The 20,939-nt window shown below is 73.6% G+C and carries 19 protein-coding genes; 11 read left to right on the forward strand and 8 right to left on the reverse strand.

Features of this window, described 5'->3' with window-relative positions; genetic code table 11:
- Positions 1 to 93 precede the first annotated feature (93 nt).
- From ACFOW4_RS15120 to ACFOW4_RS15150, 7 genes are all read right to left on the reverse strand, one after another.
- Positions 94 to 1,329, reverse strand: a complete 1,236-nt coding sequence (locus ACFOW4_RS15120; protein WP_377528033.1) for an MFS transporter — start codon at positions 1,327 to 1,329, stop codon at positions 94 to 96.
- 51 nt (positions 1,330 to 1,380) lie between these two features.
- On the reverse strand, positions 1,381 to 2,007 hold the full coding sequence (locus ACFOW4_RS15125) for a response regulator (protein ID WP_377528035.1): 627 nt from the start codon (positions 2,005 to 2,007) through the stop codon (positions 1,381 to 1,383).
- Complete coding sequence (locus tag ACFOW4_RS15130; RefSeq protein WP_377528037.1) at positions 2,004 to 3,260, reverse strand: sensor histidine kinase; 1,257 nt, start codon at positions 3,258 to 3,260, stop codon at positions 2,004 to 2,006. Before ACFOW4_RS15130 ends, ACFOW4_RS15125 begins: the two co-directional genes overlap by 4 nt.
- Positions 3,261 to 3,264: 4 nt before the next feature.
- Positions 3,265 to 3,720: an ABA4-like family protein gene (locus ACFOW4_RS15135; RefSeq protein WP_377528039.1), complete on the reverse strand. Its 456-nt coding sequence runs from the start codon at positions 3,718 to 3,720 to the stop codon at positions 3,265 to 3,267.
- Positions 3,717 to 4,646 carry a hypothetical protein gene (locus ACFOW4_RS15140; RefSeq protein WP_377528041.1) on the reverse strand — a complete coding sequence of 310 codons (930 nt, stop codon included), beginning with the start codon at positions 4,644 to 4,646 and terminating at the stop codon, positions 3,717 to 3,719. The genes ACFOW4_RS15135 and ACFOW4_RS15140 overlap by 4 nt, the downstream gene beginning before the upstream one ends.
- 117 nt (positions 4,647 to 4,763) lie before the next feature.
- Positions 4,764 to 7,196 carry a DUF4132 domain-containing protein gene (locus ACFOW4_RS15145; RefSeq protein ID WP_377528043.1) on the reverse strand — a complete coding sequence of 811 codons (2,433 nt, stop codon included), beginning with the start codon at positions 7,194 to 7,196 and terminating at the stop codon, positions 4,764 to 4,766.
- Between the two features lies 1 nt (position 7,197).
- On the reverse strand, positions 7,198 to 7,590 hold the full coding sequence (locus tag ACFOW4_RS15150; protein WP_377528045.1) for a hypothetical protein: 393 nt from the start codon (positions 7,588 to 7,590) through the stop codon (positions 7,198 to 7,200).
- Positions 7,591 to 7,756: 166 nt separating this feature from the next.
- On the opposite strand from ACFOW4_RS15150, the gene ACFOW4_RS15155 reads away from it, so the two are divergent.
- From ACFOW4_RS15155 to ACFOW4_RS15200, 10 genes are all read left to right on the forward strand, one after another.
- Positions 7,757 to 8,656, forward strand: a complete 900-nt coding sequence (locus tag ACFOW4_RS15155; protein ID WP_377528047.1) for an alpha/beta hydrolase family protein — start codon at positions 7,757 to 7,759, stop codon at positions 8,654 to 8,656.
- Between the two features lie 138 nt (positions 8,657 to 8,794).
- Positions 8,795 to 9,580, forward strand: coding sequence for an ABC transporter ATP-binding protein (locus ACFOW4_RS15160; protein WP_377528049.1), 786 nt, complete (start codon positions 8,795 to 8,797; stop codon positions 9,578 to 9,580).
- A complete protein-coding gene (locus ACFOW4_RS15165) occupies positions 9,577 to 10,299 on the forward strand; it encodes an ABC transporter ATP-binding protein (RefSeq protein ID WP_377528051.1) in 723 nt (240 codons plus the stop codon). Before ACFOW4_RS15160 ends, ACFOW4_RS15165 begins: the two co-directional genes overlap by 4 nt.
- A gap of 27 nt (positions 10,300 to 10,326) precedes the next feature.
- On the forward strand, positions 10,327 to 11,205 hold the full coding sequence (locus ACFOW4_RS15170) for a branched-chain amino acid ABC transporter permease (protein ID WP_377528053.1): 879 nt from the start codon (positions 10,327 to 10,329) through the stop codon (positions 11,203 to 11,205).
- Entirely contained in the window at positions 11,202 to 12,314 is a 1,113-nt protein-coding gene (locus tag ACFOW4_RS15175) for a branched-chain amino acid ABC transporter permease (RefSeq protein ID WP_377528055.1), read from the forward strand. The genes ACFOW4_RS15170 and ACFOW4_RS15175 overlap by 4 nt, the downstream gene beginning before the upstream one ends.
- 70 nt (positions 12,315 to 12,384) lie before the next feature.
- Positions 12,385 to 13,671 (forward strand): ABC transporter substrate-binding protein, encoded by a 1,287-nt coding sequence (locus ACFOW4_RS15180; protein ID WP_377528057.1) that lies wholly within the window; start codon positions 12,385 to 12,387, stop codon positions 13,669 to 13,671.
- A gap of 416 nt (positions 13,672 to 14,087) precedes the next feature.
- A complete protein-coding gene (locus tag ACFOW4_RS15185; RefSeq protein ID WP_377528059.1) occupies positions 14,088 to 14,699 on the forward strand; it encodes a TetR/AcrR family transcriptional regulator in 612 nt (203 codons plus the stop codon).
- Positions 14,700 to 14,747: 48 nt separating this feature from the next.
- Complete coding sequence (locus tag ACFOW4_RS15190) at positions 14,748 to 17,534, forward strand: LuxR C-terminal-related transcriptional regulator (RefSeq protein ID WP_377528061.1); 2,787 nt, start codon at positions 14,748 to 14,750, stop codon at positions 17,532 to 17,534.
- 59 nt (positions 17,535 to 17,593) lie between these two features.
- Positions 17,594 to 18,742, forward strand: a complete 1,149-nt coding sequence (locus ACFOW4_RS15195; RefSeq protein ID WP_377528063.1) for an acyl-CoA dehydrogenase family protein — start codon at positions 17,594 to 17,596, stop codon at positions 18,740 to 18,742.
- 15 nt (positions 18,743 to 18,757) lie between these two features.
- The gene (locus ACFOW4_RS15200; RefSeq protein ID WP_377528065.1) at positions 18,758 to 19,222 is read left to right on the forward strand and encodes a MaoC family dehydratase; all 465 of its coding nucleotides are present in this window, start codon (positions 18,758 to 18,760) and stop codon (positions 19,220 to 19,222) included.
- A gap of 34 nt (positions 19,223 to 19,256) precedes the next feature.
- On the opposite strand, the gene ACFOW4_RS15205 is transcribed toward ACFOW4_RS15200, so the two are convergent.
- Positions 19,257 to 20,096, reverse strand: coding sequence for a helix-turn-helix transcriptional regulator (locus ACFOW4_RS15205; RefSeq protein WP_377528067.1), 840 nt, complete (start codon positions 20,094 to 20,096; stop codon positions 19,257 to 19,259).
- 102 nt (positions 20,097 to 20,198) lie between these two features.
- Here ACFOW4_RS15205 and ACFOW4_RS15210 point away from each other — a divergent pair, with 102 nt between their 5' ends.
- Positions 20,199 to 20,906: an SDR family NAD(P)-dependent oxidoreductase gene (locus ACFOW4_RS15210; RefSeq protein ID WP_377528069.1), complete on the forward strand. Its 708-nt coding sequence runs from the start codon at positions 20,199 to 20,201 to the stop codon at positions 20,904 to 20,906.
- Positions 20,907 to 20,939: the final 33 nt, after the last annotated feature.

The raw sequence follows: 20,939 nt of genomic DNA on the forward strand, positions 1-20,939 counted from the left end.
CGGTCTCCCCTTCGTCGGACGGTGCAGCGATCGGGGCCATCCTAGGAGGCGTGATGTGGATCTAAAACGAGGTCCGCGGCTGCGTGCGGTCGGTCACCGGGCCCTCGCAGCCCGCTCCTCGCCGTCGAGGCCCGACACCGGGCGTGCCCCCGGCATCGCGGCGACCGGCGGGGCCGCGCGCCGGCGGGCGTCGACGGCGAGGACCGCGAGCGCGGCCAGGGTCAGCAGCCCGCCGATCAGCGCGAGCAGCCGTGGCCCGGGGCCGGGCAGGAGCACGCCGCCGAGCAGCGAACCGGCGGCGATGCCGGCGTTGAAGGCGGTGCTGACGCCGGCCGAGGCGATGTCGGTGCTGCCGGGAGCCAGTTGCAGCATCCGACTCTGCACGGCGGTGGCGAAGGCCGCATAGGCGAGTCCCACGCACGCGAGGAGGACGACCGTGGCGGGCCCGAGCGTGCCGAGCGCGTACAGGCCGAGCAGCGAGGCCGCGCCGACACTCAGCGGCGCCAGCAGCGAGACGACCGGGCGGGCGTCCAGGGTGCGGGCCACGGTGATCGTGCCGACGATGCCGGCCGCGCCGGAGACGAACAGCAGCGGCGCCAGCGCGGCGTCGTCGAAGCCGCTCACGTCGAGCAGGAACGGCGTGACGTAGGTCTGCAGGGTCAGGAAGCCGGCGACGGTGAGGCCGGTCGCGACCAGTAGCGCCGCGAAGCGCCGCGCGTCGGGTGCGGTGCCCCGCGCGGCGCCCCCGGCGGCCGGCGGGTAGGACGGTATGAGGACGACCACCGCCACCGCGATCGCCAGACCGACACCGGCCAGCACCGCGAACGCCGTACGCCAGCCCGCCTGCTGCCCGAGCCAGGTGCCCAGCGGAACGCCGAGCACCGGGGCGAGCGCCGCCCCGGTCGAGAACACCGCGACCACCCGGCCGCGCACGGCGACCGGGAAGGGGCCGGTCACGGTCGCCGAGGCGACGGACCAGAACATGGCCTGGGTGAGAGCGGTCACGACGCGGGCGCCGGCCAGCACCGCGTATGTCGGGGCGAGCGCGGCGACGGCGTTCGCGCCGGCGAAGAGGACCAGGGTGACGCCGAGCAGGTGGCGGCGGGGGATCCGGTGGGTCAGCCGGGTCAGCGGTACGGACGTCAGCAGCACCACGATGGCGTACCCGCTGACCAGGAGGCCCACCTGTGAGCGGGACCGGTCGAGTTCGGGTGCGATGTGGGTGAGCAGGCCGATCGGCAACAGCTCGGTCGTGATGAACGCGAACGCGGCCAGCGACAGCACGACGAGCGCCCCGCCGGCCCTGCGCGGGGACACCTCCGGCGCCATCTCCCACCCCCCGGCCGTCACCATAGTCGAGGGGACCGCGCAGCCCAGCGCTCAGGTGCCGTGGGCGAACAGGGCCAGTCGTACCCGGTTGGGGCTGTTGGTCTTGGTCATCAGGCTGGTGATGTGGGTCTTCACCGTGGTGACGCCGATGTGCAGCCGGTCGGCGATCTCGGTGTTGGACAGGCCCTCGGCGACCAGGTTGAGCACGTCCTGTTCGCGTGCGGTCAGGCCCTGGGCCGGCCGTGGCGTCTCGGCTCGGGCGTGCACCGCGCGCTTCACCAGGCGCTGGAGCACCTCCTGGCTGAACGGGCTGTCGCCCGCCGCGGCCCGGCGGACGCCGTCCAGCAGGTCGGCGGGGGGCGCGTCCTTGAGCAGGAACCCGCAGGCGCCGGCGGTCAGAGCCGGGTAGAGGTGGTCGTCGTCGCCGAACGTGGTCAGCACCAGGACGCGGGTGGCGGGGCGGTCGGCGAGGATCCGGCTGGTCGCCGTGATCCCGTCGACGCCCGGCATGCGCAGGTCCATGACCACGACGTCGGGAACGAGCCGCGCGGCGAGGGAGATCGCATCGCGGCCGTTGTCGGCCTCGCCGACGACCTCGATGTCGGGCTGGGCGTCGCAGAGCATGCGCAGGCCCGCGCGGATGAGGTGCTGGTCGTCGACCAGCAGGACGCGGATCACGCCACCTCCGTCGGGTGTGGTGCGGCGGGGGCCGCGTGGTCGTGGGGTGCGGGCCGGACGGCGGGCGCGGCGGGGGAGGCCGTCGGCGGGGAGGCCGGAAGGACGGTACGGACCCGCCAACCCGTGTCGGTCGGGCCGGCCTCCAGGTGACCGCCGAGGACCTCGACGCGTTCCCGCATGCCGGTGATGCCGTGGCCACCCCCGGGCGGCATGGCGGCCGGAACCTGACCGCGCCCGTTGTCCGAGACCTCCCAGTGGACGACCCCGTCGACCACGGAGACCGCGAGGCGGGCCAGTGCCGACGCGCCCGCGTGCTTCGCCACGTTGGTCAGCGCCTCCTGGGTCAGCCGCAGCACCGCCAGCCCCCGTACCGCATCGAGCGTGCCGACCGCCGGGTCGATGTCGGCCTCCACCGTGACACCGGCCTGACGGGCTCGGTCGACCGCCGCGGCGAGTGCCGCCGGCAGCGCCGAGGGCTCGATCGCGGTCAGCGCCGCGTCGGCGCGTACCCCGTCGGGGTCGCGCAGGACCGCGACCAGGTGGCGCAGGTCGGCCAGGGCCGCCGTTCCGGTGCCGTGCACGTCGTCGAACACTTCGCCGACCCGCGGGTCCAGGTTCGGGAGCACGTGCCGTGCCACGCCGACCCGCAGCACCATCGACGCCACGTGGTGCGCGACCACGTCGTGCAGTTCGCGGGCGATGGCGCTGCGCTCGTCGGCGCGCGCGGCCCGGCTCTCCGACTCGCGCCGGCGCTGCTCGGCCAGCGCCCGCTGCTCGGCCTGCCGGCCGAGTTCCCGGGTGGTCCGGATGACCAGACCCAGCAGGAGCGGCACGCCGACCTGCACGGTCAGCCCGAAGACGCCGGAGAGGACCCGGCGCCACGGATCGCCGATCGAGTCGGTCAGCGAAACCGTGCCCAGCAGCGCGGCGGCCAGCCAGATGAGGCGTGGCTGCGGCGCCCACATGGCCACCTCGAGCAGCGCCCAGCCGGCACCCACCTGGTTGATCGTCGTGTCGTCGATGATCTGGATCGCGACCGCCAGCAGTGTCACCTGCACCGCGAAGTTGACCAACGGCCGGCGGTGGAGCACCAGCGCGACGGCGAACGCGACCACCGCGAGGAGCCACTGCGTGGTCGTCGGCGCGCGCCCGGCCTGGGTGCCGAAGAGCAGGTAGCCGAGGCCGCTGAGGTCGAGCAGCAGCATCCGCGCGAGCCTGTCCCGCCCGTCGAAGAGTCGTCCCAGCCACCCCACCGGATCAGCCTAGGCGCTGCGGCTGGCGAGCAGGACCGGCCGCCGCCGGGCGCCAACCGGCCCGGACCCCGAGGTAGGCGGCCAGGCCGAGCGGTCCGAGCAGGATCGTCAGCACCAGCACCGGAGCCATGACCAGTGCCGGTACGCCCCGCTCCCGGCTGTCGAGCCAGGCCCACCGGCCGACGAACAGGTCGAACGCGATCATGTGCGCCCAGGCCGCCGCCGCGCCGTCGGACGTGCCGAGCAGGTCGCGTACGCCGCCCAGGGTCGGCGACAGGACCGCCGGCAGCACCTCCCCGAACGCCGGGACCACCAGCAGCGCGTAGCTGACCACGACCGGCAGCACGATCAGCGGCGAGGAGATGATCCGCCTGGTCCAGGACCAGCGCGGTAGCAGGATCATCAGCGCCCAGAACGGCGCCGCCACCGCGAAGGTCAGGGAGAACAGCGTCGCGGTCATGCCGCCAAAGCCAGTTCCGCGCCGCGACGGCGCGCCACGACCACGCCGACGGCGGTCACGGTCGCCAGCACCAGCGCCGCCACGGCGGCCAGCGTCAGCGCGTCCGGCCGCAGCAGCGGCTGTCCGCGCAGGGCCTGCCAGGTCAACAGCATCGTGAGTACGCCGTAGGCCGCGCCCGCGATCACCAGCAGCCGTACGCGGGTGCGCTCGTCCAGCCGCGTGCCGAGGAACCGGCTCAGCAGGATCGCGAGCATCGGCAACGCCTGCAGGGCGTGCAGGCCCACGAAGTGCCCGATCCGCAGGTCGCCGCCGGTGGTGCTCCAGCCGAACAGCGGCAGCCCGGGCCCGCCGTCCGCCACGCCCACGCTGTGCGCCCCACTGATGCCCTCGATCCCCGGCTCCTGGGCGGGCAGCACCATCGGCACCGCCGCCAGCATGCCGAGCAGGGAAAGGCCGATTCCCAGCCCCACCGCGTACGCGGCGGCGCGGTCGGCGATCCGGCGCCGCAACACCACGATCCCGATGACGAAGTGTGCGACGAACAGCACGGCGATCGACGCGCCCATCACCGTGAACAGGGCGCTGTCCAGCGGGGTGGTGCCGTTGAAGTGACTGGTCGTGCCGCGCAGGACCTGCCCGACGATCACCACCATCTCGATCAGCGACGTCGCGACGATGACCGTGCCCGCCCACTCGGCGGTCCGGCTCCGCCGGGGCAGCAGGGAGAGCATCCAGGCGAGGGTGATCCCGTACAGCACGAAGGACACCGAGAACTTGAACGGCTTCAGCCAGATCGGCGCGCCGGTGAGGACGCGCGGGTCGACGAGGACGCCGACCGCGGAGATGACGGCGAGCACCGCCATCGCGGATACGAAGAGCATCAGTGGGCGGTGCCAGTGTGCCGCCCGGCGCAGTGCGGTAGTCATGCCTGTAGATGCTGGCGAGCGTATCCGCTGCCCGCGCCCGACCGCCGGCCCCGGTTCCGACCGGCGGTCGGAGTCGTTCCTCCTCCCCAGGGAGGAGGAACGACTGCCGACGCCCGCTCAGCGGGCGAGCTGGCGCAGCACCGTGTCGTCGGTGATCGTGTCGTCGGCGGCGAGCATGACCGCCTTGGACAGGATCAGGGACAGCACCGGGTCGTCCTCGAACGGCAGGTGGATCCGACCGGCGTGGTCGCGCGCGGGGACGATGCACAGGTAGGCGTCGTCGGGCTCCGTCATCACGTTGGCGGAGCCGAGGTGGATCCGGTAGCTGCCGATGGTGCCGCGCACGCGCAGGAACCGGTCCGAGAGTTCCACCCGGTCGGCGATCCTCATCCGTGGCAGCAGCCGGGCCAGCGCGTCCCGGCGTACCTCCGCCGAGGGGGTCAGCGCACCGATGGCCGTGCGGTGCCAGTAGGCGTGGAACCGGTCCTCGCCGCGATCGGCCCACTGCGGGTCGGTGGCGATCGACGTGACGCCGACGAAGAGGTCCACGTCGCGCATCGCCTCGGTGAACACCAGCGGTGGCACGTCGACGACCGGGGTGGGCTGCCAGGTGGCGCCGTCGCGTCGGGCGAAGCGCACCTGGTCGGTCGAGCAGTACCGCACCTCGTGGTCCCGACCGTCCTCGGTCTCGACCAGCTGGTGGTGGAAGGACGCCCGCCAGTCGCCGCCGCCGAGCAGCTTGGTGGCCTCGCTGTCGTATCCGCCGTCCCAGGTGCCGAGGTAGCCGGCCTGCCAGCCCCGTACGCGCATCAGCGCGTTCGCCTGCCGGTAGCGCAGGATGTGCGCGGCGAACCGGTTGGAGTAGGTCCGCGTCTCCTCCTCGGCCGGTGTGAGCAGGTAGACCTCCCGGAACGCCTGTTTGAACGGTTGCGCGAGGCCCGTGGCGAGCACGTGCGTCCGCCACGCGAGCACCTCGTCCACGCCGGCCCGGACGGGGTGCCACAACCGGACCCGGTTACCGGTGATGGTGCCGCCGTCGAGGCCGGCGATCGTCCACCCGTCGCTGTCGTGCCGTGGCAGACCCGTCGTCCAGCGGCGCCCGTCGGCGCTGGTCTCCCACACCAGCCGCCGCCCGTAGGTGCCGGTGACCGGGTGGTCCAGGAATCGGGAGACCCAGTCCGGGTACGCCCAGGTGCGCTCCTCGGACAACAGCCCCTCCACCCGCTGGCGCTCGGAGACCAGGGTCGCGCCGACACGCTTGACCAGATCACGCAGCTGTCTGAGCTCGTCGTCGTGCGCCTGCCGAACGAGGGCCGGCACGCCCTTGAGCGGGGCACCGTCGCGGGCGAAGGTCAGCCGCGCCTTCTCGCCCACCACCTCGACTGTCGCGTCGTACGGCCCGACCCGTGTGCGCAGCCGCCCGTCGCGGTCGAGCCCGTGGTCGTCGACGGCGAGTTCCAGCACCTCGGCGAGCGACCACCCGCGCAGTGCCCCGAGCCGGATCAGCGCGGCCCGGACCCGGCTCTGCACCGCCTTGTTGCGCACCGTGACTGCCAGCCTCGCCAGGGCCTGGACCGGCACGTCACCTCCCCGTGCCGCCAGCAACTGCACGGCGGCGACCGCCGTCCGCTGGGCGTGGGGGTACCCGGCGGCACGTCGTGGCGCCGCCGCCGCGGCCGCGGTGACCCGGGCCAGCAGATCGGTGGCCCCGTCGTCGGGCTGCCGCGACAGTGCCCACACCAGCCCGCGCAGGAGGCGGTCCGAGTCGTCGTGCACGGATTGCCGGTGGGCGACGAACGCCTCCAGGACCCCGCGTACGACCTCGGCGCCGCCCGGGGTGGCCAGGAGGCGTTCGTCGAGGCCACGCAGCCACTTCGCCGGTGCTGCCGGCTTGTCCAGTGAGGCGCAGAACGTCAGCAACTCCGGTGCACCCGGGCCGGCGAGGAGCGCACCCAGTTCGGTGCGGACCAGCGGCCCGAACCCGTCTCCGTCGTGCAGCAACCAGGACGGGAAGCGGCGACCGGTGGCGCGGTCCACCGCCTGCCCGATCAGCGTGACGGCGCGTCGTCGAGCCGTCGCGGCCAGGAAGGCGTCATCGGTCAGCTCGCTGAGCAGGGCGGTGAGGGCCGGTACCAGGTCGTGCAGCTCGGCGGGGGCCAGGCGCGCGGCGATCACGGCCGGCAGCTCGAGGTGAGCGCCGTCGGTGTACTCGCATCCGCGCCCGGCCACCTCCAGACACCACACGAGGTCGGCCCGGGTCCACGGAAGCTCTCCCTCCGCCAGGCTCCGCACCACGTCGTTCAACGCGGTGGGGATCGAACGGGTCGCCGCTTCCCGGTGCATGGCCAGCGCGCCGCGGCGCCGGTCCTCCACCGGCCAGGAACCGACGACCGTCCACTCCCGCCCGGTGGTCACCGAGGCGGACCAGTAGTACCCAGGTGCCATGCGGAGCACGGCCCGGACCCGCGCGTCGGCCTCCGGCAGGCCGTCCTCCACCTGCCGGCTCTCCGCCTCGGTCAGACCGGGAAGCAGATCCACCCAGTCACCCATGTCAGCCACCCACCAGCGCGACGAGCCGGACGAACGCGATGTCCGCATCGCTGCGCAGATCGATCTCCTCGTCCAGGTCCTCGATCTGGCGGTCCCCGACCAGCAGCACGAAACCGTTGCGGGCGAAGGCGTCGCACGCGGCCTCGGCCTGGCGCTCCCAGTCCAGCCGCCGGCCGCGGGTGACCCGGTAGCCGTTCAGCGTCGCCTCGGTGCCGGTCGGCTGCACCAGGCCCCGGAAGTGCTCGGCCTGCTCGGCGTTGAAGCGCGCGACCTCCTCGCGTACCCGCAGCCGCACCAGTTCCCGTGCCGAGATGCGCTCCGGCAGGCCCGCCAGGGGCCACTGGGCGATGGCCCGCCCGGTCGCTGTCTCGTCCCGAACCATCACCGTGGCCATGTCGCCAAGCTCCTTCGTCGAGGGGAGCGGCATCATGGCACGCCCGTCTGACGGATCGGCCCGGAGCGGGAGTCGGCGGGACTGGTGATTTCACCGATGCGCAGGCCGGCGGAAACGTCGAAAACTGACGAACGTCGATACCGCTCGACCCTAGGGAGTGCCCGACGTGTCCCCACCAACCACCACCCGTCCCCGTTCCGTGGCCGCCCGCGTCCGGCTGGCGCTGGCCGCCACCCTGGTCGCCGGCGGCGTCCTGGCCGGCCCCACCGGCGCCGCGCACGCCGCGGAGAACCCGTACGAGCGCGGTCCCGCCCCGACCGTCGCGATCCTGGAGGCCAGCCGCGGTCCGTTCGCCACCGCCTCCCAGGGCGTCTCCTCGCTGAGTGTCACCGGCTTCGGCGGCGGAGTCATCTACTACCCGACCAGCACCAGCGAGGGCACCTTCGGCGCCATCGCCATCTCACCCGGCTACACCGCCTCCTGGTCCAGCCTCAGCTGGCTCGGCCCGCGGATCGCCTCGCACGGGTTCGTGGTGATCGGCATCGAGACCAACAGCCGGTACGACCAGCCGGACAGCCGGGGTCGGCAGCTGCTCGCCGCGCTCGACTACCTGGTCCAGCGCAGCTCGGTGCGCGGCCGGATCGACGGAACCCGGCTCGCGGTGGCCGGCCACTCGATGGGTGGTGGCGGCACCCTGGAAGCCGCCGTCTCCCGCCCGTCCCTCCAGGCGGCCGTGCCGCTCGCGCCGTGGAACCTGGACAAGACCTGGTCCGGCGTCCAGGTGCCGACGCTGATCATCGGTGGCGAGAGCGACACCGTCGCGCCGGTCTCGTCGCACTCGGAACCCTTCTACAGCAGCATCCCGGCCAGCTCGGAGAAGGCGTACCTGGAACTCAACGGCGCCAGCCACTTCTTCCCGCAGTCGGTGAACACGCCGACCGCCCGGCAGATGGTGGCCTGGCTCAAGCGGTTCGTCGACAACGACACCCGCTACGAGCAGTTCCTCTGCCCGGGGCCGAGCGGTCTGTCGATCGAGGAGTACCGCAACACCTGTCCCAGTTCCTGACCTGCGAACCGGGGGGCGGCCGCCGGTGGCGGCCGCCCCGTTCGCCTGCGGGCGTGAGGCATCGAAGGTCTTGACGCGGTGATCGAGAAAAGTACACTGCGGGTGTAAATAACACCCGCCACGAGCGAGGGATGGGTGATGGAGGACGGGCTTGCACTGCACCACATCGGAGTGCGCTTCGGAGGCCTCACCGCCCTCGACGACGTCTCGCTGCGCGTGCCGCCCCACCGGGTGGTGGGCGTCATCGGGCCCAACGGCGCCGGCAAGACCACGCTGTTCAACGTGATCTGCGGCTTCGTCACGCCGCAGACCGGTTCGCTCACCCTCGACGGCCGCGACCTGCGACCACGGCCGCACCGACTGACCCGGCTCGGCATCGCCCGGACCCTGCAGGGGACCGGGCTGTTCGCCGGGCTCACCGTGCTGGAGAACGTGATGACCGGCGCCTCGCACACCGCGCGGGCCGGCTTCGTTCCTGCGCTGCTCGGGCTGCCACGCAGCGACCGGGACGAGCGGCGGCTGCGCCGGCACGCCCTGGACATCCTCGACGACCTGGGGATCGCCGGGCACGCCGACGCCGCGCCGGGCACGCTGCCCTTCGCCGTACGCCAGCGGGTCGCCCTGGCCCGCGCGCTGGCCGCCCGGCCCCGGCTGCTGCTGCTCGACGAACCCGCCGGCGGCCTGGGAGCCGAGGACATCGCCGAGCTCGCGGAGCTGATCCGGCAGTTGCCCCGCCGCGACCCGGACCCCTGCGCGGTGCTGCTGGTCGAGCACCACATGGACCTGGTGATGGCCGTCTGCGACGAGCTCGTGGTGCTCGACTTCGGCCGGGTGATCGCCGCCGGCACGCCGGACGAGATCCGCGACGACCCCGCGGTCACCGACGCCTACCTGGGAGCCGCCGTCGAGGAGGCAGCCCCGTGAGCGCGGACGACCTGCTCGTGGTGCGTGGGCTGGTGGCGGGCTACGGGGCCGCGCCCGTGCTGCACGCGGTCGACCTCTCCATCCCCACCGGCACCATCGCGGCGGTGGTGGGGGCGAACGGCGCCGGCAAGACCACCCTGCTGCGTGCGCTCTCCGGCATGCTCCGTCCGGTGTCCGGCCGGATCCTGCTCGCCGGGGAGGACCTGGGCGGCACACCGGTGGAGCAGCTCGTCCGGCGTGGCATGGCGCACGTCCCGGAGGGGCGGGGGGTGATCGGCGAGCTGACCGTCGACGAGAACCTCCGGCTCGGCGGGCTGTGGCGACGGGACCGGGCCGACGCCGGGCGCGCCCTGGACGAGGTCTATCAGCTCTTCGAGCCGCTGGCCCGGCGCCGCCGCAACCTCGGCCACCAGCTCTCCGGCGGCGAGCGGCAGATGCTCGCGCTGGGCCGGGCGCTGGTCGGCCGGCCCCGCCTGCTGCTGCTCGACGAGCCGTCGCTCGGCCTGGCGCCGCGGGTGGTCGCCCAGATCATGGCCCTGCTGCGCCGGCTGCGCGACGGTACCGGCCTGACCGTGCTGCTGGTCGAGCAGAACGTGCGCAGCGCCCTCTCCGTCGCCGACCAGGGCGTGGTGATGTCCCTCGGGCGGGTGGTCACCGCCGCCCCGGCCGCCCGGCTGCGTGACGACGTCGAACTGCGGCACGCGTACCTCGGTTTCTGACCTGCTCGTCCCCCGGAGGGAGCACTGTTGGACCGCTTCGTCTTCCTCACCGTCGACGGCCTGTCCCGCGGCGCGGTCTACGCCGCGTTCGCCCTGGCCCTGGTGCTCATCTGGCGGGCCGCGCGGGTGGTCAACTTCGCCCAGGGCGCGATGGCCGTCGCCGCCGCGTACCTCGCCTACGGGGTGTCGGCCGCGACCGGCTCCTACTGGCTGGGCTTCCTGGCCGCGCTCGCCGTCGGGCTGCTCCTCGGCGCGCTGGTGGACCGCGCCGTGATGCGCTTCGTCGACCACGCGTCGCCGCTCAACCCGGTGATCGTCGCGCTCGGGCTGGTGCTGCTCATCCAGGCCGTGCTGGGCATGGTGTACGGCAACGAGTTCCGGCCCGCCGAGGCGCCGTTCAGCCGGTCCGCCCTCACCGTGGGCGGGGTCGCCGTCCTCTCGCCGTACGACCTGTTCGTCGTCGCGACGGTCGCGGTGGTGGTCTGCGGGCTCGCGTGGATCTTCGCCCGGACCGCGGTCGGCCTGCGGATGCGCGCGGCGGCCTTCGCCCCGGAGGTGTCGCGCCTGCTCGGGGTCAACGTCGGCGGGATGCTGACCCTCGGCTGGGCGCTCGCGTCCGGCGTCGGCGCGTTGGCCGCCATGCTGGTCATCCCCACCGAGCTGGGCCTGCACCCGCACGCGATGGACCTGGTCTTCGTCTCGGCGTTCACCGCGGCCGTGGTCGGCGGGTTGGACAGCCCACCAGGGGCGGTGGTCGGCGGGTTGGTGGTGGGACTGCTGCTCTCCTACGTCAGCGGCTACGCCGGCAGCGACCTCACCCCGCTCGCGGTGCTGGTCCTGCTGCTGGCCGTGCTGCTGGTACGCCCCGGCGGGCTGTTCGCCCCGGTCGCGGCGAGGCGGGTGTGAGCGCCACCCGCGCGGCGGCGCCGCCGGAGCGCCGGCCGGCCGCCGTCGACGACCGCCCGGCCGAGCGGCGGGGCGGCTCCACCCTGCTGCGTCATCTCGCCGTCGTGGTCATCGCCGGGCTGCTGCTGGTGGGAGCGAGCTACACCGTCGAGCCGTTCCGCAACTTCCAGCTCGCCACCGTGGCGGCGTACCTGTGCGCGACCGCCGGGCTGACCGTCCTCACCGGCCTCAACGGCCAGCTCTCGCTCGGGCACGGCGCGTTGATGGCGACCGGCGCGTACACCGTCGCCTTCTGCCAGAGCGCGTTCGCCGACCGGGGGATGACCGGTCAGTGGCTGCTGCCGATCTCACTCGGCGTGGCGATCCTCACCACGGTCGCCCTCGGCGCAGTGATCGGCGTGGCCGCGGCGAGGCTGCGCGGCCCGTACCTGGCCGGGGTGACCCTCGCCGTCGCCGTCGTGGTGCCGGCGCTGACCGTCACCTTCGACGGGGTCTTCAACGGCGAGCAGGGGCTGTCCGTGCCGGTCGAGCCGCCACCGCTGGCGCTCGGCCCGTACTTCCCCTACGAGCGCTGGCAGCTCTGGCTCACCGGCGCGGCCACCCTGCTCGCCCTGCTGCTCCTGGCCAACCTGGTCCGCAGCCGGTACGGGCGTACCTTCCGTGCCGTGCGCGACGACGAGGTGGCCGCGCGGCTCGCCGGCATCCACGTGGCCCGTACCCAGGTCCTCGCCTTCGTGGTCAGCGCGGCCACCGCCGGGCTCGGCGGCGCCCTGCTCGCGGTGCTCGCGCAGAGCGTCTCGCCCGGGGCGTTCTCGCTGACCCTGTCGCTCTTCCTGCTGATGGCCGTGGTCATCGGTGGCCTCGGTCGGCTCGCCGGGGCGGTGTGGGGGGCCATTCTGCTGGTGGCCCTGCCCGACCTCACCCACTCCGTGACCGAACTGGTCACCCTCTCGCCGGCCGTGGCGCAGCGGCTGGAGGGCAACCTCCCGCTGGCGATCTTCGGGATCACCCTGATCGTCGTCATGATCGCCGCGCCCGGCGGCGTGCAGGGTCTGCTGTCCCGTCTCGGCCGGGCCCTGCTGACCCGATGGAGGAGCCGACGGTCCTGAGCTGTCCTGGTCCGGCCCCGGCCGGGCGCCCCACCTCACCACCACATCCGAGCGAGGAAAGGCCGATTTCATGCACCGTATGGCACGACGCGGTCTCGTGATCGCCAGCACGATGGCCCTGCTGATCTCCGCCGCCGGTTGCGGCGGCGACGAGGGGTCCGGTCCCGGGCGCGCATCGGTGCCCGGCGTCACCGACACCGAGATCGTGGTCGGTACCCACATGCCGCTCACCGGGCCGGCCTCCGCCGGCTACTCCAAGATCGCCCCGGCGACGAAGGCGTACTTCGACTACGTCAACGCCAACGGCGGCGTGCATGGCCGGAAGATCACCTACAAGATCATGGACGACGGCTACAACCCGGCCAACACCCAGCAGGTGGTCCGGCAGCTCGTCCTGCAGGACAAGGTCTTCGCCATCCTCAACGGGCTCGGCACACCGACGCACACCGGCGTGCTCGACTTCCTCAAGAGCAACCGCGTGCCCGACCTCTTCGTCGCCTCCGGCAGCCGGAGCTGGGACCAGCCGCAGAAGTATCCCGGCACGTTCGGCTTCAACCCCGACTACACCGTCGAGGGCAAGATCCTGGCGAACTACGTGAAGACGAGCCTGTCCGGCCGCAAGCTCTGCTTCCTGGGCCAGGACGACGACTTCGGCCGGGACAGCCTGGCCGGCGTGGAGCGGGTGCTCGGTGCCACCGCGGTGGCGGTCAAGCAGACCTACGTCACCAGCAACACCAACGTGGCCCCGCAGATCGGCGCGTTCAAGGCAGGCGGCTGCCAGGTCGTCGTCCTCGCCACCGTGCCCGGCTTCACGGCGCTCTCCATCGGCACCGCCGCCCGGCTGGGCTTCAAGCCACAGTGGCTGGTCACCAACGTCGGTGCCGACCACCCGACCCTGGCCAAGCAGCTCGGCACCGCCGCGCCGTTGCTGGAGGGCATGATCGGCACCAACTACCTGCCGATGCAGAACGACACGGCGAACCCGTGGATCCAGCTCTTCACGAGGATCAACAAGTCGCACAACGGGGACGCGCCGTTCGACGGCAACGTCGTCTACGGCATGTCGGTCGGCTACCTCTTCGTGCAGACGCTCCTCGCCGCCGGCAAGGACCTCACCCGGGAGTCGGTGCTCAAGGCCGTGGAGAAGGGCGGCTTCCAGGGCCCCGGGCTGGCGCCGCTGCGCTTCTCCGCCGACGACCACTCAGGTTACGGCGGGCAGCGGTTGAGCCGGGTGAGCGGGGGAGTGCAGAGCTACTTCGGGCCGACGTACGAGACCGACGAGGAGGGTGGCCCGGTCAACGAGTACCCGGCCGTGCCGGCGCCGCCGCCGGCCAACGGGGTGCCGACCGTCTCCTGACCGCCGCCGCATCCGGTCGCCGACCGGGCGTGGTCGCCTGGCATACCGCCGCGACCGCGCCCGGTCGAACCTGCGCGCTGTTCCGCTCGATCGAGTCGGTCGGGGTGATGGCCCCCGATCCGCTCGAACCGAGTGGATCATCATCGACGTTGACCGGAATCGATCGCTGCTCCTAATATTTGCATCGTGGATGCAAATTCAGGTCGGCCTGCGGATGGACCCGCCGTCGTCGCCGGTGTCGAGCGGGGGATCGGTCGGACCAGCGCCCATCGGCCGGCGCCCGACGGTGCGCGGGTGGGTCGCCCCTGCCGGCGGCCGGTGGCCGAGGGCGTGTGGACGGGTCGGGCCGCCCGAACGACCTGTCTAGACTCGTCGGCGCGCCGGGGGGCGTCGTGGCGATGAAGGGGCGGAGGCCGATGAACGGGGTGGATTCAGCGGACCGGGTCGACGGGCGGACCGCCCGCGCCGAGCGCACCCGGGCGGCCATCGTCGAGGCGCACCTCGCGCTCATCTCCGAGGGTGACCTGCGGCCGACCGGGGAACGCATCGCCGAGCGCGCCGGCATCTCGCTGCGGACGCTCTGGACCAATTTCCGGGACATGGAGACGCTCTTCGAGGCCAGTGGCGCGGAGGTGCTCCGCCAGCAGGACGCCGCCTACCGGCCGATCTCGCCCGCGCTGCCGCTGGCCAAGCGGGTCGACGCGTACTGCCGGCAGCGGGCCCGGCTGCTCCAGCTCGTCGCGCCGTCTGCGCGGGCCGCGCAGATGCGCGAGCCGGTCTCCGACCAACTGCACCGCAACCGGCTCAAGCACATCGACCGGGTTCGCGGTGAGGTCGAGCAACTCTTCGCAGCCGAGCTGGCGCAGGCCGGTCGGGGGCGGGAGCAGCTGCTCAACGCGTTGATCGCGGCCAGCATGTGGCCGGCCTGGTCGATGCTGCGCGACGGCCTTGGGCTGGGCGTGGACTCGGCCCGAGGGGTGATGACCCGGACGGTGGGCGCCCTGCTCGCCGAGGTCACGGCCCGCTAACGTCCCGCGACTCTTTCCAACTGGTTACCGATAGGTGACACTGAATGCATGGTTGCTGCATCGGGAGTGCAAATAACCGTGCTGCACGGCCGGGACGACGAGTGCCGGGCGATCCGCGACCTGCTCGACGGCGTGGCCGGCGGTGGGGGCGCGCTGCTCCTGCAGGGGGAGCCCGGATCGGGCCGGACGGCGCTGCTCGGCTACGCCCACCGGTACGCCCAGGGCTGCACCACCCTCGCCGGCACCGGGCTGGCCGAGGAGGCCGCGCTGCCGTACGCGGGGATGCAGCGCCTGCTCGACCCGGTGCTCGACCGGGCGGCCGCCCTCCCGGACCGGCAACTGCGCCTGCTGCGGCGCGCCCTCGACGGAGAGGGCTGCCCCGCCGACCGCAGGCTGGCGCTGTCGATGGCCGTGCTCGGGCTGCTCGCCGCCGCGGCCCGGGACCGTCCGCTGCTGTGCACCATGGACGACGTCGACCGGGGTGACCGCCCCACCGCCGAGGCGCTGGCCTTCGTGGCCCGACGACTGCGGCACCTGCCGATCGCCGTCCTGCTCACCGCGGGCGTTACCAGCACGGTCGACGGGATCCCCGCGTACCGGCTCCAACCGTTGGACGACCGGGCGAGCCGCGCCGTGCTCACCGACCGGCTGCCCGAGCGGCCGGCCGAGCCGGTCGCGGCGGCACTCGCCGTGGCCGCCGGCGGCAACCCGCAGGCCCTGGTGGATCTGGCCGAGGCGCTCAGCCCCGGGCAGTCGCGGGGGGAGGAGGCGCTGCCCGCCGCGCCACCGGCCGACGGTGCGCTCAGCCGCGCGTACCGGGCTCGCCTGGACCGGTTGCCGGGGGACACCCGACGGGTGCTGCTGCTCGCCGCGCTCGACGAGGCCGGGGAGCCCGCGACCCTGAGCCGGGCGGCGCGGGCCGCCGGCACCTCGATCGAGGCGCTCGCCCCGGCCGAGGTCGCCGGCCTGGTCCGCGTCGAGCCGGGCGGCGTCACGTTCCCGCAGCCGTTGGCTCGCGCGATGGTCGCGGCCAGCGCACCGCTGGCGGAGCGCCGCACGGCGCACCGGCTGCTCGCCGGTGTGCTCGACGGCACCGGGCACCGGCTCGGCCGCGCGATGCACCTCGCCGCCGCGGCGGCGGGCACCGACCCGGCCCTGGCCGCCGAGCTGGAACAGGCGGCGGTCGATGGGGAGGGCGGCTGGGCCGCCGCCTCGGCGGCGCTGCGTCGGGCCGCCGAACTCACCGACCAGCCGGGCCGCGCCGCCGCCCGCCTGCTGACCGCCGCCCGGTACGCCTGGGCGGCGGGACAGCCGGACCAGGCCCGGCTGCTGCTGGACCGCCTCCGCGCCGTACCCGCCGACCCGACCGTGACCGGGCACGCCGACCTGCTGCGCGGTGAGCTGGAGCTGCGGTGCGGTGCCGCCGAGGGTGCCTCGACCACTCTGCTGGCCGCCGGCGAAGCGCTGGCCGGCACCGATCGCACGCTCGCCCTGACCGCGCTGGTGCGGGCCGGCGAGGCGGTCTGCTTCTCCGGGGACCAGTACCGGTACGCCGAGGTGGCGCGGCGGGCGCGGGAACTGCGGCGTTCCACGGACCCGCCCGCCACCGAGCTGATGACCGCCCTGGTGGCCGGGGTGGCGGCGACCCTGCGGGGCGACCACGAGCGAGCCGGTCCCGCCCTGCGCCGGGCCGTCGTGCTGGGTGGCCGGTTGACCGGGCCGGCGCTGACCCCGACGGCGCTCACCTGCGCGACCGCCGCCGGCCTGCTGGTGGCAGTGGACGGCGCGGCGCACCGGCTCGCCGAGCGTGCCGTCGCGTTGGCCCGGGCCCGGGGTGAGCTGTCCATGCTGTCGCGGGCGCTGGAGCTGCGGGCGGTCGCCGAGTACTGGTTGGGCCGGCACGAGGCCGCCGCGGAGACCTCCCGCGCCGGGCTGCGGGTCGCCCGGGACACCGGCCAGGTCAACTGCGCCCACGTCCACCTGGGCATGCTCGCCGTGCTCGCCGCCATTCGGGCCGACCGGGACACCAGCCTGCGCCGGATCCGGGAGATCGGCGAGCAAGCGACGCCGGGCAGCCGGCCGCACGCGCTCGCCGGGTGGGCCCTCGCCGTGCTCGACCTGGTCGAGGGCCGGCACCCCGAAGCGGCGGCCCGGCTGGCGTCGCTGGCCCGGCCCCGCACCGGCCGGGGACAGGTCCTCGTGCAGGTCATGGCCACCCCGTACCTGGTGGAGGCGGCCGCCCACCTGCCGCACCGGCCGGCGGCGCTCGCCGCGCTCGCCGTGTTCGACCGGTGGGCCAGCAGCACGTCGAGCCCGTCCCGGCGGGCCCTCTCCGCCCGGTGTCACGCGCTGCTGGCGCCGCGGGGCAGCGCCGAGGCCGAACGCGGATTTCTGGCCGCGTTGCGGCTGCACCCGACGGAGGCCGGCACGTTCGAGCGGGCACGTACCGAGCTGCTCTTCGGTCAGGAGCTGCGCCGTAGCCGGCACCCGCGCGACGCCCGTGGGCACCTGCACCGGGCCCGCGAGACGTTCACCCTGCTCGGGGCGAGGTGCTGGGCCGAGCAGGCTACGGCGGAGCTGCGCGCCGCGGGCGAGTCGGTCGGTCCGCCGGACCTGCCGGCGGTGCGGCTGCTCACCGGCCAGCAACTGCGGGTCGCCGAGCTGGTCGCGGAGGGCGCCACCAATCGGGAGATCGCTGCCCGGATGTTCCTCTCCACCCGGACGGTCGACCACCACCTGCGCAACGTCTTCCACCGGCTCGGCATCCGGTCCCGTACCGAGCTGGCCCGCGCGTTCGCCGCCGAGCGGCACGCCGGGCTGGCGTCCGACCGGTGACCGCCGATCGGTCCGTCCGCTCTGGACGACGAAAACTATCACCGCTAGTTTAGGGCGTCATGGAGTTCACCCTCTCCGCCGAGCAGACGGCGGTCCGCCAGCTGGCTGCCGAGTTCGTCGACCGGGAGCTTGTACCCCACGCGGCGGCCTGGGACCGGCGCGAGTCGGTCGACCCGGCCATCGTCGGCGCGCTCGGCGACCTGGGCTTCCTCGGGCTGACCATCCCCGAGTCCGACGGCGGATCCGGCGGCGATCACCTCGCGTACTGCCTGGTGCTGGAGGAACTCGGCCGGGGAGACTCGGCCGTCCGCGGCATCGTCTCGGTCTCGCTCGGCCTGGTCGCGAAGTCGATTGCCGCGCACGGGTCGGCCGCACACTGCGCCGAGTGGCTGCCTCGGCTCTGCTCCGGCGCCGCCCTCGGCTGCTTCGCGCTCACCGAGCCGGACAGCGGCTCCGACGCCGCCGCGCTGACCACCCGTGCGATCCGCGACGGCACGGACTGGCTGCTCACCGGCACCAAGACGTTCATCACGAATGGCACCACCGCCGACGTCGCGCTGGTCTTCGCCCGCACCGGCGGCCCCGGGCACCGGGGCGTCACCGCGTTCCTGGTACCGACCGGCAGCCCCGGGCTGGTCCGGCGGGAGATCCACGGCAAGCTCGGCCTGCGCGGGCAGGCCACCGGAGAGCTGCGCTTCGACGACGTACGGGTGCCGGACACGGCACGCCTCGGCCCGGAGGGCGGGGGGTTCCGCCTGGCGCTCGGCACCCTGGCCAAGGGCCGGATGTCGGTCGCCGCGGGTTGCGTCGGCATCGCCCAGGGCTGCCTGGACGCCGCCGTCGGCTACGCCGGGCAGCGGACCCAGTTCGGCAAGCCGATCGCCGGCCACCAGCTCGTCCAGCAGTTGCTCGCCGGCATCGCGGTGGACACCGCCGCGGCCCGGCTGCTGGTGTGGCAGGTGGCCGACCTGATCGACCGCGGTGAGTCGTTCGCCACCGAGGCGTCGATGGCCAAGCTCTTCGCCAGCGAGGCCGCCGTCCGCGCGGCGAACAACGCCGTCCAGGTCTTCGGCGGCTACGGCTACATCGACGAGTACCCGGTCGGCAAGTACCTGCGCGACGCCCGGGTCGCCACCCTCTACGAGGGCACCAGCCAGATCCAGCAACTCCTCATCGGACGCGCGCTCACCGGCGTCAACGCCTTCTAGCAGAGGACACCCCGCATGAGAGTCTTCACCTCGATAGACGAGCTCGCCGCCGCGGTCGGCGCGTCCATCGGCCCCGGCCCCTGGCTGCGCATCGAGCAGAGCCGGGTCGATCTCTTCGCCGACGCCACGGACGACCACCAGTGGATCCATGTCGACCCGGAACGGGCCGCGGCCGGACCGTTCGGGGGCACCATCGCGCACGGCTACCTGACCCTGTCGATGGTGCCGGCGCTGGCCGGCGGTCTTTACCGGGTGGACGGGGTGGCGATGGGCGTCAACTACGGGCTGAACCGGGTGCGGTTCCCCGCCCCGGTCCGGGTCGGCGCCGCGGTGCGGGCCACCGCCACCATCGCCGAGGTGTCCCCGATCGACGGCGGGGTGCAGATGGTCGCGGCGGTGACCGTGGAGAGCGACCGGGGCGGCAAGCCTGTCTGTGTCGCCGAGACGGTCAGCCGGCTCTACCGGGGTACGGGCCGCTGACCATCACGGCAACCGCGACGCGGCCCGGGGTTCGTCAGCCGGCGAGGACCTGGGTGCCGAGCACGGTGAGCAGCGCGAGGCGGTCGGCGTCCTCGGTACCGGGCTCCGCCGTGTAGATCATGATGCGGAGATCGCTGCCCGCGACGGTGAGCACGTCGCAGTCCAGCGTCAGCGGGCCGACCTGCGGGTGGTCGACGGTCTTCCGCGCCGCCTCGTGCCGGCCGACGGCGCCGGACTCCCACAGCTCGGCGAACCGGCCACTGTTCGCGCGCAGGTCGGCGATCAGCCGCCGCAGCCGCTGGTCGGCCGGGTAGCGGCCGGCGGCCACGCGGAGGTCGGCGACGAGTGCCGCCTCGAACCCGCGCCGCGACTCCGGCGTGTGCCGCACCCGGCCGCCCGGCCCGAGAAAGTGTCGCCAGACGCCGTTGCGCTGGTGGCCCCGCCACTCCGACGGGTCGCCCATCAACGCCCCGTACGACGGATTGGCCACCAGCAGCGTCCACGACGCGTCGTAGACCGCCACCGCCGTCCCGCTCAGCCGGTCCAGCAGCCGCTGCACGCTCGGGCTGATGTACGCGGGCACCGCTTCCGGACCCGGTGGCGCCAGCCCGGCCAGCCGGAACAGGTGTGCGCGCTCGACTGCCGGCAGTCGCAGTGCCCGGGTCAGGGCTTCGACCACCTGCGTCGACGGGTTGGACGCGCGGCCCTGCTCCAGGCGGGTGAGGTAGTCGACGGAGATCCCGGCCAGCAGGGCCAGCTCCTCGCGGCGTAACCCGATCGCGCGCCGGCGTCCGCCGGCGGGCAACCCGACGGTGTCCGGCGCGAGCTGCTCGCGCCAGCGACGCACCGTGTGTCCGAATTCCGTCGTCGCCATGCCCACCAGTCTGCCCCGCCCGACGCGAACATGGCTGGTATCGGCAGTCCCAGGAAAACAGGAACGATGCCTACGCGTACCGACGGTTCATAGCCTGGATTCATGACGACAACATTGATCACCGGAGCCAACAAGGGGCTCGGTTTCGAGACGGCCCGCCGACTCATCGCAGCAGGTCACACCGTGTACATCGGCAGTCGCGACGCCGATCGCGGACGGCGCGCCGCCGAGGAGTTGAGCGCGCGGATGATCCTCATCGACGTCACCGACGACGCGTCGGTCGCGGCCGCGGCGAAGACCATCGAGGCCGACGGGGGGCTGGATGTGCTGATCAACAACGCCGGCGTCGAGGAGCGGAAGCCGGACGGCGGTGTGTACGGTCCGGCGGAGGTGACCGCCGACATGATGCGGGAGACGTTCGAGACGAACGTCTTCGGCGTGGTGCGGGTGACCCACGCGTTCCTGCCGCTGCTCCAGCGCTCCGCGGCCCCGGTCATCGTGAACCTCAGCAGTGGCCTGGCCTCGATGTCCCGGGTCACCGATCCGGGAACCCCGACCTACATGTACCCGGGCGTCGCCTACCCGGCGTCGAAGGCCGCCGTCAACATGGTGACCGTGCAGTTTGCGAAGGCCTTCCCGAACATGCGCATCAACGCGGTCGAGCCCGGCTTCACGGCCACGGACCTCAACCTGCGCACGGGCGTCCAGACCGTCGAGCAGGGCGCCGAGATCATCGTCCGCATGGCGCAGGTGGGCCCGGACGGCCCGACCGGCGGCTACTTCGACGCCGAGGGTCGGCTGCCCTGGTAGGAGGAGCGCCCGTACTCCGATGGAGGTCGAATC

The sequence above is a fragment of the Micromonospora sp. GCM10011542 genome (assembly GCF_042650685.1).
Lineage (GTDB): Bacteria > Actinomycetota > Actinomycetes > Mycobacteriales > Micromonosporaceae > Micromonospora.

Coding starts and splice junctions, on each gene's coding strand:
- ACFOW4_RS15120 (WP_377528033.1), bottom strand. CDS start 1,329: ATGGCGCCGGAGGTGTCCCCGCGCAGGGCCGGCGGGGCGCTCGTCGTG.
- ACFOW4_RS15135 (WP_377528039.1), bottom strand. CDS start 3,720: ATGACCGCGACGCTGTTCTCCCTGACCTTCGCGGTGGCGGCGCCGTTC.
- ACFOW4_RS15140 (WP_377528041.1), bottom strand. CDS start 4,646: ATGACTACCGCACTGCGCCGGGCGGCACACTGGCACCGCCCACTGATG.
- ACFOW4_RS15145 (WP_377528043.1), bottom strand. CDS start 7,196: ATGGGTGACTGGGTGGATCTGCTTCCCGGTCTGACCGAGGCGGAGAGC.
- ACFOW4_RS15150 (WP_377528045.1), bottom strand. CDS start 7,590: ATGGCCACGGTGATGGTTCGGGACGAGACAGCGACCGGGCGGGCCATC.
- ACFOW4_RS15160 (WP_377528049.1), top strand. CDS start 8,795: ATGGAGGACGGGCTTGCACTGCACCACATCGGAGTGCGCTTCGGAGGC.
- ACFOW4_RS15180 (WP_377528057.1), top strand. CDS start 12,385: ATGCACCGTATGGCACGACGCGGTCTCGTGATCGCCAGCACGATGGCC.
- ACFOW4_RS15185 (WP_377528059.1), top strand. CDS start 14,088: ATGAACGGGGTGGATTCAGCGGACCGGGTCGACGGGCGGACCGCCCGC.
- ACFOW4_RS15190 (WP_377528061.1), top strand. CDS start 14,748: ATGGTTGCTGCATCGGGAGTGCAAATAACCGTGCTGCACGGCCGGGAC.
- ACFOW4_RS15195 (WP_377528063.1), top strand. CDS start 17,594: ATGGAGTTCACCCTCTCCGCCGAGCAGACGGCGGTCCGCCAGCTGGCT.
- ACFOW4_RS15200 (WP_377528065.1), top strand. CDS start 18,758: ATGAGAGTCTTCACCTCGATAGACGAGCTCGCCGCCGCGGTCGGCGCG.
- ACFOW4_RS15205 (WP_377528067.1), bottom strand. CDS start 20,096: ATGGCGACGACGGAATTCGGACACACGGTGCGTCGCTGGCGCGAGCAG.
- ACFOW4_RS15210 (WP_377528069.1), top strand. CDS start 20,199: ATGACGACAACATTGATCACCGGAGCCAACAAGGGGCTCGGTTTCGAG.